Genomic DNA, 20,281 nt, shown 5'->3' with positions numbered 1-20,281 from the left:
TCGATCTCAGAGATTGGCAAACACGCTCTTCACCGCATCGGCGGTCTTCGAAACGACGATGTCGGCTTCTTCACGGGTCAGGCAGAGCGGCGGCGCAAATCCAAGAATGTCGCCCTGCGGCATGGCGCGGCCGATGACGCCGCTTGCCGCAAGCGCCGTCGCCACTTGCGGTCCGACCTTGAGCGAGGCGTCGAAGAACACCCGGTCGTCCTTGTCGGCAACGAACTCGACCGCTGCCAGCATACCGTCGCCGCGCACGTCGCCGACATTCCTGTGGCCGCCGACGGCTTTTGCGAGTTCTGCGCGGAAATAGGCGCCGGTCTCGCGGGCATTTGTCACCAGGTCCATCTCGTCGATCAGTTCGAGATTGGCGACGCCGGCGGCGACGCAGATCGGGTGCGCCGAATAGGTCCAGCCATGGCCGAGCGAGCCGAGCTTGTCGGAACCCTCAACCAGCACCTGCCACATCTTGTCGGCGACGATGACGCCCGACAGCGGCGCATAGGCCGAGGTCAGGCCCTTGGCGATGGTGATCAGGTCCGGTTTGATACCATAATGGTCGGAGCCGAACATGGTGCCCAGCCGGCCGAAGCCCGTCACCACCTCGTCGGCAACCAGCAGCACGTCGTACTTCTTCAGCACCGCCTGGATCTTTTCCCAATAGCCGGCCGGCGGCGGCACGATGCCGCCGGTGCCGAGGATCGGCTCGCCGATAAAGGCAGCGACGGTTTCGGGGCCTTCGGCCAGGATCATCTCCTCGAGCTTGTCGGCGCAGTGTTGCGAAAACTGCTCCTCGCTCATCGAGCGGTCGGCGCGACGGAAGTAATAGGGCGCCTCAGTGTGCAGGATCGGCGCGCGCGGCAGGTCGAAGGCGTTGTGGAACAGGTCGAGCCCGGTCAGCGATCCCGTCATCACGCCCGAACCGTGATAGCCGCGCCAGCGCGAGATGATCTTCTTCTTCTCTGGCCGTCCCAGCACATTGTTGTAGTACCAGATCAACTTGATGTTGGTTTCGTTGGCATCTGAACCCGACAGGCCGAAATAGACCCTCGACATCCCCGCGGGCGCGCGGTCGATGATCATCTTGGAAAGCGTGATAGAGGCCTCGGTGCCGTGGCCGACATAGGCGTGGTAGTAGGCGAGGTTCTTCGCCTGGGCGGCGATGGCATCGGCGATCTTCTGGCGGCCGTAGCCGACATTGACGCAATAGAGGCCGGCGAAGGCATCGAGGCTCTTCCTGCCATTATTGTCCCAGACGGTGACGCCTTCACCGCCGGCCATGATGCGCGTCGGGCTCTCGCCGCGCGCGTGCGTGCCCATATGCGTCGAGGGGTGGAAGAAGTGGTCGCGATCCCAGGCGGCGAGTTCGTTGGACTGGTCGAGCATTTTTTTACTCCTTGAGAAAATCTGTCGCGACTTAAGATGTGTCGAGATTCAGGTCAGGCCGAGCCGAAAATGGCGGGTTTCGAGAACCGGAGCGGAGCGTACTCAAGTACGTAAGCACCGGAAGCGCAGAAGCCTGGCATTTGCAGGCCGGCATCACCTGAATATCGGCACATCTTAGGCTACATCCAGGCAGAGATATTTGAGATCGGTGAAGGCTTCGAGCCCATGGCGCGAGCCTTCGCGCCCGATGCCGGACTGTTTGACGCCACCGAACGGGATCGGCGCGCCGGTGATCTTGACACGGTTGATCGCGATCATGCCGTAGTCGAGCGCGCGGCCCATGCGCTGCTGGCGGGCGCCGTTCTCGGTGACGACATAGGCGACGAGGCCATATTCTGTGGCGTTGGCGCGGGCGATCACTTCGTCCTCGCTGTCGAAAGGTGTGACGGCGGCGACCGGGCCAAAGGTCTCCTCGCGCATGATCAGCGCCTCGTCGGTGACGTCAGCCAGCAGCGTCGGCTGGTAGAACAGGGGGCCAGCCTGATGCCGCGCGCCGCCAGTGAGGCACCGCGCGCCGTGAGCAACGGCATCGGCGACCTGTTCCTCGACCTTCTTGACGGCGCGCTCGTGCATCAGCGGGCCGATGTCGGTGTTATCAGCAAGGCCGTTGCCGGTCCGCAACGTTTCGATGCGCTTCGCAAACGCGGCGCAGAAGCGATCGTAGATCGGACGCTGGACATAGATGCGGTTGGCGGCGAGGCAGTCCTGGCCCGACGTGGCGAATTTGGCGTCGATGGCGATATCAACCGCTTTGTCGAGATCGGCATCGGCAAAGACAATCAGCGGCGCATGGCCGCCAAGCTCCATCACCAGCCGCTTCATGGTCGGCGCGCTCTGGGCGGCGATCAGCCTGCCGATCTCGGTCGAGCCGGTGAAGCTCATGGCGCGAACGCGCGGATCTTCGCACATCCGCCCGACGATGATCGAAGCCTTGCCGGTGATGATGTTGAAGACGCCTGCGGGCAAGCCGGCGCGTTCGCCGAGTTCGGCCAGCGCCAGTGCCGACAGCGGCGTTTCGGAGGAAGGATGCGCGACGATGGTGCAGCCGGCGGCAAGAGCGGCGGCGGCCTTGCGGGTCAGCATCGCCGACGGAAAATTCCATGGCGTGACGACACCGACGACACCGAGCGGCTCGCGCCGCACCATCATTTCCGCGCCCGCCAGATGGCTGGTGACGCTCTCGGCGTTGAGGCGTTTTGCTTCCTCGGCATACCATTCGATGAAAGAGGCGGCGTAGTCGATCTCGCCCAGCGATTCCTGCAGCGGCTTGCCCTGTTCCAGCGTCATCAGCAGAGCCAGATCATCCTTGGCGGCGACGATCAGCTCGAACCATTTTCGCAAAATTTTCGAGCGCTCCTGCGGCAACAGCGCCCGCCACGCCGGAAAGGCACGCGCTGCCGCATCGATTGCCTTCGTCGTCTGCCGGCCATCGAGCGCGGCGACGAAAGCGACGGTGGTGCCGGTGGCCGGATCGGTGACCTCAAAGCTTTCCGCGGCGTCGCTCGCTGTCCAGTGGCCATCGATATAGGCGAGTTCGCGCAGCAGCCGGCGGTCGGCGAGGCGATCGAGCGCTTCATGGCGATGCGAGCGGGCGAAATGCGCGGACATGGTCGAGGCCTCCCGGTTCGGACTGATACGGAAGACTATCCGTCCGATGCAGACAGAGAGGCTGTTTGGATGCTTTGAACTAGAGAGATTCTCTCTATTGTGCCGCCTCGGCAGACGATCTCTCCGGCCTCAAGCCGACGCCGGCAGCAGGTCGGCTATGGGCAGCGCGATCTCGTCCTTCACTGTCTTGATGACGATGTAGGTGAAGTAGCGATCGATGCCGATCTCGCGGTCCAGCAAGCCGTCGACCAGCCGCTGATAGGCGTCGATGTCGCGCGCCATCACCTTCAGCACATAGTCGACGCCGCCTCCCACCGACCAGCAGGCGACGATTTCGGGAATGTCGCGGATGACGCGCTCGAAGCGGTCGAAGTCGGCCTGGCGGTGGTTGGCCAGCGTCACCTCCATCAGCACGGTGGCGACGGGTGCGACGACGCGCATGGCGATCCTGGCGTGGTAGCCAGACACGATGCCGGCCTTTTCCAGCTTGCGCAGCCGCATCCAGCACGGCGTCGGCGACAGGCCGACCTGCTCGGCCAGCGCCAGCTTGGTAATGCGTCCGTCGCGCTGGATGGCGTCGAGGATTTTCAGGTCGGTCGGGTCGAGTTTCGCAGCGTTCATCGTCGTCCACTTTCGTCCATGCACCATGACGGCGCATTATTTCGATTGTCAATTGCACTGATTTCGATCTCTAATAAGTCATGACATTGTGGCAACCCGATCCCGCGCTCATCCGACGGCCGGCCTATCAGTCGCTTGCCGACCAGTTCGCGCGCGCCATCCATGACGGACGTCTGGCCAATGGCGCACGGCTGCCGACCCATCGCCGGTTGGCCGACGACCTCAAGCTTTCTGTGCAGACGGTCAGCCGCGCCTATGAGGAGCTGATCCGGCGCGGCCTGATTTCGGGCGAGATCGGCCGCGGCAGCTTCGTCCAGACGCAGCGCCGCGAGCCGGAGCCGCCCTATCTGCCGGAGCGGCTGGGCGAAGTCATCGACCTGTCGATCCTCAAGCCGGTCTGCGAGCCGATGCATCTGGAGCGGCTGAAGCAGGTGCTGGGCTGGCTGGCCGAGAACCTGCCTTCGAGTTCAGCACTTTCATTCCGGCCCAACATGGTGTTTCCGCGCCATCGGGCGGTGGCGGTCGAATGGCTGAGACTGTGCGGCCTCGAAGCATCGCCGCAGAACATCAGCCTGACCAACGGCGCCACCGCTGGCATGACCGTGGCGCTGATGAGCGTCGCGCCGCCGGGCTCGACGGTCGCCACCGAGGCGATCGGCCACCACACATTGGTGCCGCTGGCGCGCTATCTCGGCTTCAACCTGGAAGGCCTGCCGATCGACGACAACGGCCTGATCCCGGAGGCGTTGGACGAGGCCTGCCGGCTTTCCGACATCCGGGCCGTCTTCGTGCAGCCCTCGGTGATCAACCCGACGGCGACGCTGATGGACGCGCGGCGCCGCGAGCAGATCGCGGCTGTGGCGCGCAAGCACGACATCGCCATCATCGAGAATGACGTGCTGGGTCCCCTGGTCGAGGACCGGCCGCCGCCGATTGCCGCGTTTGCGCCGGAGCGCACGCTCTACGTCACTTCCTTCACCAAGATCGTGGTGCCCGGTTTGCGCATCGGCTATCTCGCGGCGCCCGACCGCTATGTCGCCGCCGTTGCCAATCGGCATCTGGTCTCGAACTGGATGGCGACGCCGATGGTGGCGGAGATTGCCACCAAATGGGTGACCGACGGCACGGCGATAGAGCTTGTCCACTGGCAGCGCGCGGCATTGCGGCGCCGGCTGGATATCGCGGCACAAGTGCTGGCGGGCGTCGACTATCGTGCCCGGCACGACGGGCTGCATGTTTGGCTGCAACTGCCTGCCGACCGTGCCGAGGAAAGTTTTGTCGCCCAGGCTCGCCTGCAGGGCGTGGCGATTGCACCCGGCGCATCCTTCCGCATTTCGGATGCGCCCTGGCATCCGGCGGTGCGCATCTCGCTGGGCTCGACCACCGAGGGGGAACTGCGCGCCGGCCTTGGCGTTGTTACCAAGCTTTTGCTCGGCGATCCCGAGCATCTGCTGCTTGCGATCTAGGCCGGAAATGCTGGGAAATTGTGCAGAATCAGAATAATTGTCATGATATTATTTTCCCAATTGACATGATTTGGCGCGTTCCGCATCGTTAAGGGCACAGGCTTCTCCAGCACGGGGAAATTCATTTGTCCGCATCAGCGCCCATCATCAAGATCGACGGCATCTCGAAGAGCTTCGGCACTTTCAAGGTGCTGGACGGGCTGTCGATGCAGGTCATGCCCGGCGAAAAGCTGGCGCTGATCGGCCCGTCAGGCTCTGGCAAGACGACGATCCTGCGCATCCTGATGACGCTGGAGCGCATCGATGGCGGTCATATCCAGATCGACGGCGAGCAACTCTACCATGTCGAGCGCAACGGCCAGTTGCTGCCCGCCGACGAGCGGCATCTGACCAGGATGCGCCAGAAGATCGGCATGGTCTTCCAGCTGTTCAATCTGTTTCCGCACAAATGCGTCATGGACAATGTCACGCTGGCGCCGATGCTGACCAAGGGCACGCCGCGCGCCGCGGCCGAGAAGCGGGCGATGGAGCTGCTCGAAATGGTCGGCATGGCCGACAAGGCCAAGAATATGCCGGCACAGCTTTCCGGTGGCCAGAAGCAACGCGTCGCGATCGCTCGGGCGCTGGCACTGTCGCCGAAGATCATGCTGTTCGACGAAGTGACGTCGGCGCTCGATCCGGAGCTGGTCGAGGAGGTGATGAATGTCATGCGCAAGCTCGCCGCCGAAACCGACATGACCATGCTGCTCGTCACCCACGAGATGGGTTTTGCCCACGATTTCGCCGACCGGGTTCTCTTCTTCGATCGTGGCAAGATCGTCGAGGAAGGCAAGCCCGACGAGATTTTCCGCCATCCCAAACAGGAGCGCACGCAAGGCTTCCTGAAGAAGATCATCGCGGCCGGACATCGCGTCTGACCGCAATGCACCAGGGCGGCGAAGCCGTCCCGCAACAAACCAAGAAAACGAAGACAAGGAGTTGGGAACAATGAAGAAACTTGGCATTCTGGCCGGCGTCGCCGGCCTTGCGCTGACTGCGGTGCTGGCCGTCTCGACCGCCGGTTCGGCCGATGACAGCAAGCTCGAACAGCTCAAGGCGCAAGGTTTTGCTCGCCTTGCCATCGCCAACGAGCCGCCCTACACGGCGGTCGCTGCCGACGGCAAGGTTTCGGGTGCCGCACCTGATGTGGCGCGCGAGATCTTCAAGCGGCTCGGCGTCGCCGACGTGGCAGCCTCGATCTCTGAATATGGCGCCATGATCCCCGGCCTGCAGGCCGGCCGGTTCGATGCCGTCACCGCCGGCCTGTTCATGAAGCCGGAGCGCTGTGCCGCGGTTGCCTATTCGGAACCCGTGCTGTGCGACGCCGAGGCGATGCTGGTGAAGAAGGGCAATCCGAAGGGCTTCAAGAGCTATGAGGATGTCGCCAAGGATACGACCGCGACCATCGGCGCGCCGGGCGGCGGCACCGAGGAGAAGCTGGCGCTCAATGCCGGCGTGCCGCGCGAGCGGGTGATCGTCGTGCCAGACGGCCAGAGCGGTTTGAAGATGCTGCAGGATGGTCGTATCGATGCCTATTCGCTGCCGGTCCTGTCGATCAACGATCTGGTCAAGAAGGCCGCCGATCCGAACCTCGAAGTCATCGCGCCGGTGCAGGGTGCGCCGGTCTATTGTGACGGCGCCGCCTTCAAGAAAGGCGACGAGGCGTTGCGCGATGCTTTCGACGTCGAACTCGCCAAGATGAAGAAATCAGGCGATTTCGCCAAGATCATCGAGCCCTACGGCTTCTCGGCGGCGGCGGCGATGTCGACGAGCCGCGACAAGCTCTGCGCGGCGAAGTGAAGTAAGGAAGACCCCCTCATCCGGCCCTTCGGGCCACCTTCTCCCCGCTGGGGAGAAGAGGCTGGCGCCGACGCTGGTAGTCTCCTCTCCCCGCCGGGGAGAGGTCGGCCGAGCGTAGCGGAGGCCGGGTGAGGGGGCTTCGATCAAACGTCCAAGTGGAACAGTTCACTAGATGACCCAGTGGTCCGGCTATTTCGGCCTGATATTGCAGGGAGCGCTTGTCACCATCGAGCTGACGCTGATGGGATCGGTGCTTGCCCTGTTCATGGCCTTCCTTGCCGGCATGGGGCGGCTTTCGCGCTTCTTCGTGCTGCGCGCACTGGCCACCGCTTACATCGAATTCTTCCGCGGCACCTCGATCTTCGTGCAGTTGTTCTGGGCCTATTTCGTGCTGCCCTTCATTGGTATTTCCCTGACGCCGTTGCAGGCCGGCGTGCTGGCGCTCGGCCTCAATGTCGGCGCCTATGCCGCCGAAGTGGTGCGCGGCGCCATCCAGTCGATCGGCCGCGAACAGTATGAGGCCTGCACCGCGCTCAACCTCGGCCGCTGGCAGGGCATGCGCCACATCATTCTGCCGCAGGCGCTGCTGGTGATGCTGCCGACCTTCGGCAACAACGCCATCGAATTGCTCAAGGCGACCGCCGTGGTGTCGCTGATCTCGCTTGCGGATCTGACTTTCCAGGCGCAAGTGGTGCGCGCCCAGACCGGCAACACCCTTGTGCCGTTCACCACCATCCTCGTCATCTATTTCATCCTCGCCCTGCTCATCTCATGGGGCGTGCGCTCGCTGGAACGCCGCATGGCGCGCGGCCTCGATGGGGTGCGCGTCTGATGGCCAATGCCCTTCTGATAAATTGGGCCTGCTGATGGAATGGGATTGGAATTTCGTCTGGGAAATCATGCCGACGCTGATCCAGGGCGTGAAGATCACCATCCTGGCGACGCTGCTCGGCTCGGTGCTGGCGGCGATCGTCGGGCTGGGCATCGCGCTGGCGCGCCGTTCGCCCAACAAGGCGCTGTCGCGCACGGTCGGCTTCCTGGCCGAGTTCATTCGCGGCACGCCCTTGCTGGTGCAGCTTTATTTCATCTTCTACGTTCTGCCCGACATCGGCATCCTGCTGCCGCCGCTGGTCGCCGGCGTCATCGGGCTCGGGCTGCATTACGGCACCTACACGGCGGAGGTCTACCGCGCCGGCATCGACAATGTGCCGCGCGGCCAATGGGAGGCGGCCAAGGCGTGCAATCTGAGCGCTGGGCAGACCTGGACCCACATCATCATCCCGCAGGCCATTCCGCCGATGATCCCGGCGCTGGCCAATTATTTCATCGCCATGTTCAAGGAAACGCCGCTGCTGTCGGCAATCACAGTGCTGGAGCTGATGAACCAGGCGAAAAGCGTCGCCAACACCTATTATCGTTACATCGAGCCGATTACGCTGGTCGGCGCTTTCTTCCTCGTCATCAGTCTGTTTTCGGTCGTGCTGCTGCGCTGGCTGGAACGTCGCTACGGCAAGATTGAGAGGTAGCCGATGAAACCCTTGCCCGAGATTAAGGTCTATCCGAAGCGGCCGGAGTTGGAGGCGCGTCCGCTTGAGCGGCGCGTCGGTCTGATCATCCTGGCCACCGACCACACAAGCGAACCGGACTTTCGCCGCATGGTGGCGAGCGAGCGCGTCGGCGTTTATGTTGCACGCATTCCCTATGCCAACCCAACCACGCCGGAAAACCTGCGCAAGATGCAGCCGGCGCTGACGGCAGGCGCGGCTCTGATCCTGCCGGATGAGCCGCTCGATGCCATCTGCTATTCCTGCACTTCGGCGTCGGTGGTGATCGGCGATGCCGAGATCGAGACAGCGATCCAGGCTGCCAAGCCCGGTGTTTCAGTCGTTACCCCGCCCATGGCGGGCGTGCGCGGGTTGCATGCGCTGGGCGCAAGCAAGATCAGCATCCTCACCCCCTACACCGTCGAGACATCTAGGCCAATGGCCGCCTATTTCGCCGCGCAAGGGTTCGACATCGTCAGCTTCACCTGTCTTGGTTTCGAGGACGACCGCGAAATGGCGCGCATCGCGCCGGCGGTGCTTGTCGATCTGGCGCGCGAGGCGATCGACGCGGACGCCGATGCGCTGTTCGTCTCCTGTACGGCGCTGCGCGGTGCTCTCGCGGTCACCGGCATGGAAAAGGCGATCGGCCGCCCCGTGGTGACCAGCAACCAGGCGACCGCCTGGAATTGTCTGCGGCTTTGCGGCGACGAGGCGCCGCATCCGGAGTTCGGGCGGCTGATGACGTTGCCGTTGCCGCGTGATTGATGATCATGACACAGGTCGCCCTTGAGCACATCCGCGCCGCCCGTGACCGTATCGCCGGCAAAGTCGAGCGCACGCCAACCGTCTTGTCCCACAGCCTCTCGGAACAATTCGGCGTCCCCGTCCACCTCAAGCTGGAACACCGCCAGACCACCGGCAGCTTCAAGCTGCGCGGCGCCTCGAACGCCGTCGCTTCGCTGAGCGCCGGCGAGAGGGCGCGGGGCGTGGTCGCGGCGTCGACCGGCAATCATGGCCGGGCGCTGGCGCATGCGGCGAAGCTCGAAGGCCTGCGCGCCGTGATCTGCATGTCGCGGCTGGTGCCGGGCAACAAGCTCGATGAAATCCGTCGGCTTGGCGCGGAGGTCCGCATCGTCGGCAACAGCCAGGACGATGCCCAGCAGGAAGTCGATCGGCTGGTGGCGCAGGAGGGGCTGGTCATGCTGCCGCCCTTCGACCATCCCGACATCATCGCCGGGCAAGGCACGCTCGGGCTGGAGATGATCGAGCAGGTTCCGGATGCTGCCCTTGTTCTGGTTCAGTTGTCGGGTGGCGGGCTCGCCTCAGGCGTTGCCGCAGCCATTAAAGGCGTCAGCCCGGGGACAAAAATCATCGGCGTCTCGATGGCGCGCGGTGCGGCGATGAAGGCGAGCCTCGATGCCGGCCGTCCCGTTCTGGTGGAGGAATTGCCGACGCTGGCGGATTCGCTGGGCGGCGGCATCGGCCTCGACAACCGGCTGACCTTCGCCATGTGCCGCGACCTGCTCGACGGTGTCATCCTGCTTGGCGAGGACGAGATCGCCGCCGGCATCCGCCACGCCTATGCAAGGGAACGCGAGATCGTCGAGGGCGCCGGCGCCGTCGGTATCGCCGCGCTGCTTGCCGGCAAGGTCAAGTCTGACGGGCCGGTGGTCGCTCTCCTCTCCGGCCGCAACATCGATATGGACGCGCACCGCAAGATCGTTTGTGGCGAGGCGCCGTCGCTCAAGGAGCACGCCGCATGAGCAGAATGACAATCCTAACCGAGAAAGAATTGCGCACAATCGTGACGCTCGATCTCGATGCCGTCGCCTGCATCGAGAACGCCTTCCGCGCACTCGCCACTTTGCCGGTGGCGATGCCGCCGATCCTGCGGCTCGACATCCCGGAGCATCGCGGCGAGGTCGATGTGAAGACCGCCTATGTGCCCGGCATCGATGGCTTCGCCATCAAGATCAGCCCCGGCTTCTTCGACAATCCGAAACTAGGCCTGCCCAGTGTCAATGGCATGATGGTGCTGCTGTCGGCCAAAACAGGTCTGGTCGAAGCGCTGCTGCTCGACAATGGCTATCTCACCGATGTCCGCACGGCGGCGGCCGGCGCGGTCGCGGCGAAACATCTGTCGCGGCCGAATTCCACTGTAGCCGCGATCTTCGGCGCCGGCGTGCAGGCCGGGCTGCAACTGGAAGCACTCATGCTCGTGCGGCCGATTGCCGAGGCGCGCATCTGGGCGCGCGATGCCGCCAAGGCTGAGACGACCGCCGCTGCCTTGCGCGAGAAACTCGGCATTGTTGTGCGTGTCGAGCCCGACGCGGCAAACGCGGTTGCCGGCGCCGACATCGTCGTCACCACCACGCCCTCGACGGAGCCACTGATCAAGGCGGGGTTCGTTTCCGCAGGGCAGCACATCACCGCCATGGGCTCCGACGCCGAGCACAAGAACGAGATCGCGCCGGCAATCCTGCGCATGGCCGATCTCTATGTTGCCGACAGCGCCCGCCAGACAAGGCGGTTGGGTGAACTGCACCATGCCATCGCGGCGGGTGTGATGGCTGGAGATGCAGACGTGACCGAACTCGGCCAGATCATCGCCGGCGAAAAACATGGCCGCCGCTCGGCCAGCGACATCACCATCGCCGACCTGACCGGCACCGGTGTGCAGGATACGGCGATAGCCACGCTCGCCCGTGACCGGGCGCGGGCGGCCAATTCCGGGACCACTTTCGAAAGCTGATGCTGGCCGCAGGAGCATGATCTGGAAAAGTGGGAACCGGTTTTCTCAGACAAACGATTCCCGTTTGTCCAGAGATCATGCTCAAACAAAAATCGACCGGAGCCAGATTCAACGAAGTTGAAGCGGGTTCCGAGGCCCAACAAACGAGGACCAAGAACAATGCAACCGAACCTGAAGTTCTCGCGCGGCGAATATGCGGATCGCCTCGCCAAGACGCGCAAAGCCATGGAGGCGAAGGGCGTCGATCTTCTTGTTATCAGCGACCCCTCCAACATGGCCTGGCTGACCGGCTATGACGGCTGGTCGTTCTACGTGCATCAGGCGGTCATCGTGCCGCCGTCGGGCGAGCCGGTCTGGTACGGGCGCGGTCAGGACGCCAACGGCGCCAAGCGGACCGCCTATCTCGCGCATGACAACATCGTCGGCTATGCCGATCACTATGTGCAGTCGACCGAGCGCCACCCGATGGACTTCCTGTCCAGCGTGCTTGCCGATCGCGGCTGGAGCAAGCTCACCATCGGCGTCGAGATGGATAATTACTGGTTCTCGGCCGCCGCCTTTGCGTCGCTGCAGAAGCATCTGCCCAACGCTCGCTTTGTCGACGCCACCGCATTGGTGAACTGGCAGCGTGCGGTAAAGAGCCCGACCGAGATCGACTATATGCGCAAGGCCGCCCGCATCGTCGAGGCGATGCACCAGCGTATCGTCGACAAGATTGAAGTCGGCATGCGCAAATGCGATCTCGTCGCCGAGATCTACGATGCCGGCACGCGCGGCGTGGACGGCATTGGCGGCGACTATCCGGCGATCGTGCCGTTGTTGCCGTCGGGCGCTGATGCCTCGGCGCCGCATCTGACCTGGGACGACCGGCCGATGCAGCGGGGCGAGGGCACCTTCTTCGAGATCGCCGGCTGCTATGCCAGGTATCACTGCCCGCTGTCGCGCACCGTCTTCCTCGGCAAGCCGACGCAGGAATTCCTCGATGCCGAGAAGGCGACGCTGGAAGGCATGGAGGCAGGCCTGGCGGCGGCCAAGCCCGGCAACACCTGCGAGGATATCGCCAATGCCTTCTTCGGCGTGCTGAAGCGATACGGCATCGTCAAGGACAACCGCACCGGCTACCCGATCGGTTTGTCCTATCCGCCGGACTGGGGCGAACGCACGATGAGCCTGCGTCCCGGCGATCGCACAGAACTCAAGCCCGGCATGACCTTCCATTTCATGACCGGCCTATGGCTGGAAACGATGGGATTGGAGATCACCGAATCCATTCTGATCACCGAAACCGGTGTAGAGTGCCTGGCCAATGTGCCGCGCAAGCTGGTGGTGAAGGATTGATGCCGATGTCCGCTCTACGTCCGTCGCCGATCGCGCCTACCGTCGATTTTGACCGCGACGGCATCCAGCATGGTTTCCTGCGTCTGCCCTACAGCCGCGACGATTCGGCCTGGGGCTCGGTGATGATCCCGATCTGCGTTATCCGCAACGGCAAGGGGCCGGCCGCACTGCTGACCGGCGCCAATCATGGCGACGAGTATGAAGGGCCATTGGCGCTCTACGACCTCGCCAGCACGCTCGATCCCAAGCATGTCAGCGGCACGGTGATCATCGTGCCGGCGATGAATTATCCGGCCTTTCGCGCTGGCACGCGCACCTCGCCGATCGACAAGGGCAACATGAACCGCAGCTTTCCCGGCCGGCCGGACGGTACGGTGACCGAGAAGATCGCAGACTATTTCCAGCGTGAGCTGCTACCTCGCGCCGACATCGTGTTCGACTTCCATTCCGGCGGCAAGACGCTGGACTTCGTGCCGTTCTGCGCCGCGCACACGCTGCCGGACAAGGCGCTGGAACAGAAAGCCTTCGACGCGGTGGCGGCCTTCGCCGCCCCGTTCTCGATGCGCATGATCGAGATCGATTCAGTCGGCATGTACGACACGGCAGCGGAAGAGATGGGCAAGGTCTTTGTCAGCACCGAGCTTGGCGGCGGCGGCACCTCGCGCGCGCAAACCGTGCGGATCGCCCGGCGCGGCGTTCTCAATGTGCTGCGCCATGCCGGCATTGTCGCCGGTGCGGTCGAGAAGACTCCAACCCAGTGGTTGGATATGCCGTCGGGCGATTGTTTCTCCTTCGCCGAGGATGACGGCATGATCGAAACCATGGTCGATCTTGGCGAGCCCGTCGAGGAAGGCGCGGTGCTGGCGCGCATTCATTCCACCGGCCGCACCGGCATCGCCCCTCAGGAAATCCGGGCAAAAATGTCGGGCATGCTGGCGGCTAGGCACTTTCCTGGCCTGGTCAAGGCCGGCGACTGCGCGGCCGTGGTGGCTGTGCACTTCTGAGCGGTTCCGCCGAGGCTGGATCCGCACGGTCACGTCCACAATCATTTGCTCCGCGTGCCGCGCGGAGCCCTTTGGCGCGGCGGAAAGAAGCAGCATGGCGCGCAGAGTCGACATTGCATGAGGATGACACTATATAGCGGCGGCTTCGACCCGCGCGCCTGAAGGTTTGCGCCGCGAAGCGACTGTGAATGTGTTGTGTGTTGCGCCATCTATTGTGACGAAAATCGGCTCGGAAACCGGAAAAAGCGAATAGAAACAGTGGCGCAGCGCTGGGCGTGACCCAGCCAATGGTACCGACCCCTCCAGAATCAGAAAATGCTCTTGACCCCTCGATTTCCTATGGCTCTGTGGACCTTGGACGGCATTGGCTTGCCGGCTGACCGCGACTCGGCTCGAATGGGGACATGCATCCTTTGCGGGATGTCGACGTTTATGATTACCAACCGGCTTTGCCGCCAGGGAACAGCAGTATGAGTGAACACGCCATCGAGTTCTTGCGGGAATGGATCGGCGAAAAGGTCCATTGCCAGTCATCCCAGGCCAGGATCGACAAGCAGGCCGAGACGTTGGCCAAGGAATGCGCTGCCGAGGCGGCCGAGGTCGGCATCCCGTTGGAGGATATCCAGGAAGAAGTCGGCGATATCAAGGAACTTATTGCATCCCGGCTTGAGGAAGCTGCTGAGGCCGAAGATAGCCAGCAGGCCCCCAGCAAAGCTGCGGAATGACCGCATAGCGGCGACATTGGCTGAACTCGCGGGCTTCTGGCCCGCGTTTTTGTCTCACGGCGGCTTTCAGCCAAACTTCTCTTTCAGCCACGCCTTCGGCAGCGCCGGCACGAAATTGCCGTCGCGGCCAACCATGTCGTCATTGGCGATCAGAGCGTTGAGGATCGCTTCCTCTATGCCTTGGATGACCGCATCGAAAAACGGATCGATGTCGGTGTCCGGAATGAAATCGGCGCTGGCAATGCGGCCGGATGGCGCCAGCGCCGCGCTCGCATTGGCGGTTGAGAAGGCGATGAAAATGTCGCCGGAACTGTGATAGCCGAAGCCGCCGGTCATGGCGACGCCAAGCGGCACGCGGCGGGCCAGCCGCTTTATCTGGTGCGGCAGGAAAGGTGCGTCGGTGGCGATGACGGCGATGATCGAGCCCTTTTCGGCACGCTGCGTGCCTTCAAGGACCGCCGGTTCGACAAGCTCCGGCCCGGCGCGCAGGCCGCGAACGGCAATATTGCGCCGTTTGCCGAAATTCGACTGTACGAAGGCGCCGACGGTGTAGGCACGGCCGTGCCAGTCGACGATGCGCGATGCCGTGCCGGAGCCGGCCTTGAAGCCGAAGGTGATCATACCAGTGCCGCCGCCGACGCTGCCCTCCTCGACCGGTCCGCTGGCGGCGTCCTCAAGTGCCTGGGCAACATGCTCTGATGTCAAATGGTGGCCGTTAATGTCGTTGAGGAAACCGTCATAGGTCTCCGCCGCCACCGGCAACCCCCAGCCGCTGTCGAGCGCCGCCGGCAGCACGCTTTGCATCCAGCGCAGCGTGCCGTCGCGTGAGACACCGCAGGAATGCGTGTTGGTGATGGTGATCGGGAAGTTGAAAGCGCCGGTTTCCTCGACGATGTGCGAGCCGGTCAATTCGCCATTGCCATTTTGGCTGAAGATGCCGGCAAAGACCGGTGTGGCGAGCTCGGCGCGCGGCCTGGGCAGGATAGCGGTCACGCCGGTGCGCACCGGTCCCTGGCCGACGACGAGCGCGCCATCGCCTGAAATCAGCGTCGTATAGCCGACCGCAACACCGGGCACGTCGGTGATCGCGTTGAACGGCCCGGGCTTCCCGTCGAAGCCGATGCCAAAACTTCGCGCGCGCGGCTTGCCGGAAGGCGTTGCCAGATGATGCGGATTGTCGGTCATGGTGTCAGAACAGGGATCCCTGATTGCCAGGCTCTTTGACCTTGCCCGTTGGCTTGGCCACGGCCTTCGGTTTTGCCGTGCCGCTGATTGCAACCGCATCAGCGGTGCCGTCGGCGAATTCCAGCGAAAGCGCCATTCCCGACGCCACATCGGCCGCCTGCTTGATCACCGCGCCGTCAGCATCCTTCACCAGGGCAAAGCCGCGCGCCAGGACGGCCTTGTGCGACAGCGTCGACATCAACCTGTCGGCCTGGACGACGCGGCCGCGCAGGCGCTCCAGCCTGAGCACCACCGCTTGCGTGCCGCGTCTCGTTAAAGCCGCCAGAAAATCCCTCTGCACCCGTTGCCGCCGCGCCGTCGGCTCGATGGTGATGCGGCCCTGCAGCAAAGCCAGCTGCTGCCTGTGCCGCTGCAGCGATGCTTTGGCACATTTTGGCAACTGATCCGCCGCACGATTGAACTCCGCCCGCCGGGCTCTCGACAACGCGCGCAGCGCGCCTCGCGCGCGCAAAAGATTGCGCTCGTTGTTGCGCCGCGCCTCGGCAATGCGCTGTGACAGCATTGCCGGCGTCAGCTTTACAGCGAAGAACCGCGCGCGCTTGCGTTCGGTGGACACCAACAGGCCTCGGCCGAGCCGGCTGGTTGCTTCATCGAGGCGTCGGCGCGGCAGCGCCAGCAATTGGTCAGGCGAAGGCAGTGCACGGGCCGCCGCCCGCGCCGCCTGCCGTTTGCGTTCGAAATTGCGCAGGACCGCCGCCTTGAGCCGTGCGCCGAGGCTGACAAGCGTCGCTTCGAGGTCGGCCTTCACCGGCACGGCAATTTCGGCCGCACCCGTCGGCGTCGGCGCCCGCACGTCGGCAACGAGGTCGATCAGCGTCCAGTCCGTCTCGTGGCCGACAGCCGAGATCACCGGTATGCCGGAGGCGGCGACGGCGCGCGCCAGCGCCTCGTCGTTGAAACCCCAGAGGTCTTCGAGACTGCCGCCGCCGCGCGCCACGATCAGAAGATCGGGACGCTGAATGGCGCCATCCCATGCCAGCGCGTTGAAGCCATTGACCGCGGCGGTCACTTCCGCGCCTGACGTCTCGCCTTGCACACGCACCGGCCAGACCAGGACATGCAGCGGAAACCGGTCCTTGATGCGGTGGATGATGTCGCGGATGACGGACCCCGTCGGTGAGGTGACGACACCGATGACGCGCGGCATGAATGGCAGCAACCGCTTGCGGCCGGTGTCGAACAGCCCCTCGGCCTGCAGCCGCCGCTTGCGCTCTTCCAGCAGCGCCATCAGCGCACCGGCGCCGGCCGGCTCCAGATTGTCGATGACGATCTGATAGTTGGACTTGCCGGGATAGGTGGTGAGCTTGCCGGTGGCGATCACTTCCATCCCTTCTTCGGGACGGAACTTCAGCCGGCTCATCGTGCCTTTCCACACCACGGCGTCGAGCCGCGCGCGGTCGTCCTTCAGCGCGAAATACGCATGACCGGAGGAATGCGGCCCGCGATAGCCTGATATTTCGCCGCGCACCCGCACATTGCCGAAGACGTCCTCGACCGTGCGCTTCAGCGCGCCGGAAATCTCGCTCACCGTGTATTCGGTGGCGTTGGTGCGTGATTCGGATGCTGCGTCGCTCATCGGCCGATTGGGGGACGGTTGGGCGTCCGCGTCAAGGCGCCCGTGTTGGCTTTCATATCCCGCGCGGGACCCTTCCTACCAGCCCGGCAGGATCTGGTTCGGCTTGGTTCGCCGCATCTTGCTGAAAGCGAGCGCCGCGAAGTCGAATGATCCCGTCTCCTCGCCAAGCGGCACGGAAATATTGTCCAGGCTTTCCGAAATATGGCGCGCAAGCGCGTCGACGATCTCGGGCCGCGACGTCTGGCCGCGCATGATGCCGATGCGGCAGTCGGGAAGGGCGCCGAAGCCGTCGGCCTCGCCCAGCACCCGCATGCCGGGGCGCAGTGCGCATTCCGGCAGCACCGAGATCGCCAGGCCCGAAAGCACGGCGGCGGTGATGACGGTGGCCGAGAAGCTGGTGAACAGGATGCGATAGTCGCGGTTCTGCTGGTCGAGCACATCGACGGCAGCGCGCCGCCAGATGCAGTTCGGCCGGCCGAAGGCCATCGGCAGCGTTTCCTGCTCATGCGTCGCATGGTTGGCCGAGGTAACCCACAGCAGCGGTTCGCGCCGCACCACCTCCGACTGGCCGCGTACGTCGTTGTGCGTCACCAGCGCCAGGTCGAGATTGCCGCGCTTGATATGTTCGACCAGGCCCGGCGTCGGCTCGCAGATGACGGTCAGTTCGACGCGCGGATTGGAGCGCGTGAACCGCGCCATGATCTCGGGCAGGAAACGGTCCGCATAGTCGTCGGGCGTGCCGATGCGGATCGTGCCTTCGAGCCGCCGGTCGTCGAAAGCCGCCAGTGTTTCGCGGTTGAGATAGAGCAGCCGCCTCGCATAAGAAAGCAGCTTGTCGCCTTCCTCGGTCAGCCTGTTGGTGCGCCCGTCCTTTTCGAACAGCGGCTTGCCGATCCGCTCCTCCAGCCGGCGCATCTGCATCGACACCGCCGACTGGGTCCGGTGCACCTCTTCGGCCGCTCGGGTGAAGCTGCCGGTGTCGGCAATCGAGATGAAGGTCTGCAACTGATCGAGATCGAGCGGCGATTTCATCGACATGATCCATCACTAGTGTTGATGCTAAAGATTAGAAACATTCGTTGGATTAATCAATCGCTCGATGGCAAATTGGCATTGTCCACATGAAGGCATGTGAATCGAAGCCGGAACGGCCGCTGTCGCCAGCGCCGATCGCCTGGTTTTGTCCGCCCTACAGCGCCGCGCGTCCTTTGGACGCGCAAAGGACGCTGTAGCAACTTTGATTTGCGCATGATCCTTTTCCGAACCTCCGGTTCGGGGTCATGCGGCAGTCTGAAGGAGACCGACAATGACCACGTTTGATTTCGCCACTGAGACCTCGCGCATCACCTCGCGTCCGGCCGTTGCGACGCGCGTGGCCAACACCGTCTCCAACATCTACCGCGCCTGGAAAAACCGCCGCGCCTTCTACCGCCTTGGCGAGATGTCGGACGCCGAACTCGCCGATATCGGCCTGACGCGCGCCGACCTGCATGTCGCCATCGACGTGCCGTTTGGCCGCGATCCGACGGCCATGTTGCGCGAGATCGCCAGCGATCGCGTCGAAACGATCGAGGATTTCGCCCGCAAGGTCGCCTGATCGGTTGCTTGTTGTTTAGGTTGCTTTGAACCCTTTCGGGGTTCGGCGCGACTGACGAGTATGCAGGCCCCCACTCCCTGCCGGATCCCCGCCGGCCCGCCTGCACTCTGCCCGGTCCTCCCAGGACCGGGCTTTTCTTTTGGCAGTCAGGCGAATGCCAGCTTTCGTGATGGCCTTGGTATCGATCTGCCGAGCTTTTGCGCGGCCTCTATCCAAGATGCTATGGCGTCCTGGACATTCGCGATGGCCTCTTCAGGGGTGTCGCCGTAGCTCACGCAGCCTGGCAAATCAGGCACGAACGCGGAGAAACCGCCGCCGTCCTCTGCAGAAAGTGGCGCTATGACGACCGGATATTCAAGTCTGTCCATCATGTCTCTTTGCCTCGTCGACAAATGCCGCGAGCTTGCGACTACCTTCGGTCCATGTCCCGCTTGAACTGGTCGAAGATCGTTTCCACGCCCTTCTGATACTCGTCACGCTGCTGGGCGCCGGTCTCGAACATCTTGCCGAACAGGTCGTCGAACGGATTCCTTGGCCTGCCGCTCGGATTGGCCTGTGGCTGCGGTGCCTGACGCTGCTGTGGGGGCGCTTGAGGCTGTTGCGGGGCCGGCTGGCCGCCTGGGATGCCGAAGCCACCGCCGCCTTGCCGCAGCATCTCCTCGAAGATTTTTCCCAGCGGATTGTCACCGTAGGGGCTTTGCGTCTGCTGAGGTTGCGGCTGCGCGCGGCCTTGCGGCTGCGGCTGAGGCGCGCCGCCGCCGAACATGTCCTGCAGCACCTTGCCGAGCGGATTGTCGCCATAGGGATTGGGTGCCGGCTGCGGCGCGCTTTGCGGCTGTGGCGCACCGCCGCCGAACATGTCCTGCAACACCTTGCCGAGCGGGTTGTCCATAGGGTTCTGCGGCGGCGGCGCCTGGCGCGGCTGCGGAGCTGGGGCCTGCCCACCTTGCCGCATCATCTGCTCGATGATCTCGCCGAGCGGATTGTTGCCACCGCCGCCGAAACCGCCGGCGGCCTGCATCTGATTTGTCGTCTGCTTGAACAGCCCGCCCATGACCATCGAGGCGATCGCCGGCAGCATCTGCTGCAGGATCTGCTGGTTGACGCCGCTCGCTTGCGCCGCCTGGCTGGCCACGGCGCGCGACAGATCCTTCGAACCGAACAGGTGCCCGAGAATGCCGTTGCCCTCGTCGACGCCCTGCGGCGAGAAGGCCCGGGTCGCGTCCTCGAAATACTTGGCGTGCTGGCCGCTCGCCATCGCCGTCATGAAGGCGCCGAGCCCGTAAGGATCGGCGGTGTTGCGCTGCAGCCCCTGCGAAAAGGCCGGCAGCAATGCGGCGACCGCCGCCTGCGTCTGCTGCATCGAAAGCCCGTATTGCTGGGCAAGCGCCTGCATGCCGTTGCCGTTCTGGGCCTGCGTCAGCATGTCGAACAAGGAAGGCATTGGTCTCTCCTCCGGAAATCCTCGCCGGAGAAGCCTAGTTCGTTTCCACTTCCGATTGAAGCGACTTTTGCCGATC

At 63.8% G+C, this 20,281-nt stretch carries 20 protein-coding genes; 12 read left to right on the top strand and 8 right to left on the bottom strand.

Annotated features, from left to right (window positions below; genetic code table 11):
* Positions 1–6: 6 nt before the first annotated feature.
* From ACSQ3L_RS29485 to ACSQ3L_RS29475, 3 genes are all read right to left on the bottom strand, one after another.
* Positions 7–1,386 (bottom strand): aspartate aminotransferase family protein, encoded by a 1,380-nt coding sequence (locus tag ACSQ3L_RS29485; RefSeq protein WP_436163117.1) that lies wholly within the window; start codon positions 1,384–1,386, stop codon positions 7–9.
* 174 nt (positions 1,387–1,560) lie between these two features.
* Positions 1,561–3,054, bottom strand: coding sequence for an NAD-dependent succinate-semialdehyde dehydrogenase (locus ACSQ3L_RS29480; RefSeq protein WP_436163116.1), 1,494 nt, complete (start codon positions 3,052–3,054; stop codon positions 1,561–1,563).
* 129 nt (positions 3,055–3,183) lie between these two features.
* Positions 3,184–3,675 carry an Lrp/AsnC family transcriptional regulator gene (locus tag ACSQ3L_RS29475; protein WP_436163115.1) on the bottom strand — a complete coding sequence of 164 codons (492 nt, stop codon included), beginning with the start codon at positions 3,673–3,675 and terminating at the stop codon, positions 3,184–3,186.
* Between the two features lie 80 nt (positions 3,676–3,755).
* Here ACSQ3L_RS29475 and ACSQ3L_RS29470 point away from each other — a divergent pair, with 80 nt between their 5' ends.
* The 11 genes from ACSQ3L_RS29470 to ACSQ3L_RS29420 all read left to right on the top strand — a co-directional run bounded on the left by ACSQ3L_RS29470 (position 3,756) and on the right by ACSQ3L_RS29420 (position 14,343).
* A complete protein-coding gene (locus tag ACSQ3L_RS29470) occupies positions 3,756–5,141 on the top strand; it encodes a PLP-dependent aminotransferase family protein (protein WP_436163114.1) in 1,386 nt (461 codons plus the stop codon).
* A gap of 125 nt (positions 5,142–5,266) precedes the next feature.
* Positions 5,267–6,058 carry an ectoine/hydroxyectoine ABC transporter ATP-binding protein EhuA gene (ehuA, locus tag ACSQ3L_RS29465; protein WP_436163113.1) on the top strand — a complete coding sequence of 264 codons (792 nt, stop codon included), beginning with the start codon at positions 5,267–5,269 and terminating at the stop codon, positions 6,056–6,058.
* A 70-nt stretch (positions 6,059–6,128) separates the two neighbouring features.
* Positions 6,129–6,980 carry an ectoine/hydroxyectoine ABC transporter substrate-binding protein EhuB gene (gene ehuB / locus ACSQ3L_RS29460; protein ID WP_292186663.1) on the top strand — a complete coding sequence of 284 codons (852 nt, stop codon included), beginning with the start codon at positions 6,129–6,131 and terminating at the stop codon, positions 6,978–6,980.
* Positions 6,981–7,152: 172 nt separating this feature from the next.
* Complete coding sequence (ehuC, locus tag ACSQ3L_RS29455; RefSeq protein WP_436163112.1) at positions 7,153–7,812, top strand: ectoine/hydroxyectoine ABC transporter permease subunit EhuC; 660 nt, start codon at positions 7,153–7,155, stop codon at positions 7,810–7,812.
* A gap of 34 nt (positions 7,813–7,846) precedes the next feature.
* Positions 7,847–8,506, top strand: coding sequence for an ectoine/hydroxyectoine ABC transporter permease subunit EhuD (gene ehuD, locus ACSQ3L_RS29450; protein ID WP_436163111.1), 660 nt, complete (start codon positions 7,847–7,849; stop codon positions 8,504–8,506).
* Positions 8,507–8,509: 3 nt separating this feature from the next.
* Entirely contained in the window at positions 8,510–9,289 is a 780-nt protein-coding gene (gene eutA / locus ACSQ3L_RS29445; RefSeq protein WP_436163110.1) for an ectoine utilization protein EutA, read from the top strand.
* Positions 9,289–10,287: a hydroxyectoine utilization dehydratase EutB gene (gene eutB, locus ACSQ3L_RS29440; RefSeq protein ID WP_436163109.1), complete on the top strand. Its 999-nt coding sequence runs from the start codon at positions 9,289–9,291 to the stop codon at positions 10,285–10,287. Before eutA ends, eutB begins: the two co-directional genes overlap by 1 nt.
* Entirely contained in the window at positions 10,284–11,276 is a 993-nt protein-coding gene (locus ACSQ3L_RS29435) for a cyclodeaminase (protein ID WP_436163108.1), read from the top strand. The genes eutB and ACSQ3L_RS29435 overlap by 4 nt, the downstream gene beginning before the upstream one ends.
* A 159-nt stretch (positions 11,277–11,435) precedes the next feature.
* Positions 11,436–12,614 (top strand): ectoine hydrolase DoeA, encoded by a 1,179-nt coding sequence (doeA, locus tag ACSQ3L_RS29430; RefSeq protein WP_436163107.1) that lies wholly within the window; start codon positions 11,436–11,438, stop codon positions 12,612–12,614.
* Entirely contained in the window at positions 12,614–13,618 is a 1,005-nt protein-coding gene (doeB, locus tag ACSQ3L_RS29425; RefSeq protein WP_436163106.1) for a N(2)-acetyl-L-2,4-diaminobutanoate deacetylase DoeB, read from the top strand. The genes doeA and doeB overlap by 1 nt, the downstream gene beginning before the upstream one ends.
* Positions 13,619–14,088: 470 nt before the next feature.
* Positions 14,089–14,343 (top strand): hypothetical protein, encoded by a 255-nt coding sequence (locus ACSQ3L_RS29420; RefSeq protein ID WP_436163105.1) that lies wholly within the window; start codon positions 14,089–14,091, stop codon positions 14,341–14,343.
* A 66-nt stretch (positions 14,344–14,409) separates the two neighbouring features.
* Here ACSQ3L_RS29420 and ACSQ3L_RS29415 read toward each other — a convergent pair whose 3' ends face one another.
* The 3 genes from ACSQ3L_RS29415 to ACSQ3L_RS29405 form a co-directional block, all read right to left on the bottom strand.
* Positions 14,410–15,528, bottom strand: coding sequence for a P1 family peptidase (locus ACSQ3L_RS29415; RefSeq protein WP_436163104.1), 1,119 nt, complete (start codon positions 15,526–15,528; stop codon positions 14,410–14,412).
* A 4-nt stretch (positions 15,529–15,532) separates the two neighbouring features.
* On the bottom strand, positions 15,533–17,164 hold the full coding sequence (gene xseA / locus ACSQ3L_RS29410) for an exodeoxyribonuclease VII large subunit (protein ID WP_436163103.1): 1,632 nt from the start codon (positions 17,162–17,164) through the stop codon (positions 15,533–15,535).
* 75 nt (positions 17,165–17,239) lie between these two features.
* On the bottom strand, positions 17,240–18,196 hold the full coding sequence (locus ACSQ3L_RS29405; RefSeq protein ID WP_436163102.1) for a LysR substrate-binding domain-containing protein: 957 nt from the start codon (positions 18,194–18,196) through the stop codon (positions 17,240–17,242).
* A 274-nt stretch (positions 18,197–18,470) separates the two neighbouring features.
* Here ACSQ3L_RS29405 and ACSQ3L_RS29400 point away from each other — a divergent pair, with 274 nt between their 5' ends.
* Entirely contained in the window at positions 18,471–18,761 is a 291-nt protein-coding gene (locus ACSQ3L_RS29400; RefSeq protein ID WP_292186699.1) for a DUF1127 domain-containing protein, read from the top strand.
* A 146-nt stretch (positions 18,762–18,907) separates the two neighbouring features.
* On the opposite strand, the gene ACSQ3L_RS29395 is transcribed toward ACSQ3L_RS29400, so the two are convergent.
* A complete protein-coding gene (locus tag ACSQ3L_RS29395; RefSeq protein ID WP_436163101.1) occupies positions 18,908–19,132 on the bottom strand; it encodes a type II toxin-antitoxin system HicB family antitoxin in 225 nt (74 codons plus the stop codon).
* A 38-nt stretch (positions 19,133–19,170) separates the two neighbouring features.
* On the bottom strand, positions 19,171–20,205 hold the full coding sequence (locus tag ACSQ3L_RS29390; protein ID WP_436163100.1) for a DUF937 domain-containing protein: 1,035 nt from the start codon (positions 20,203–20,205) through the stop codon (positions 19,171–19,173).
* Positions 20,206–20,281: the final 76 nt, after the last annotated feature.

The organism is Mesorhizobium sp. LjRoot246 (assembly GCF_964254115.1).
GTDB lineage: Bacteria > Pseudomonadota > Alphaproteobacteria > Rhizobiales > Rhizobiaceae > Mesorhizobium.
Note: the sequence above shows the minus strand (reverse complement) of the source record. Positions and strands in the feature narration are given on the sequence as shown.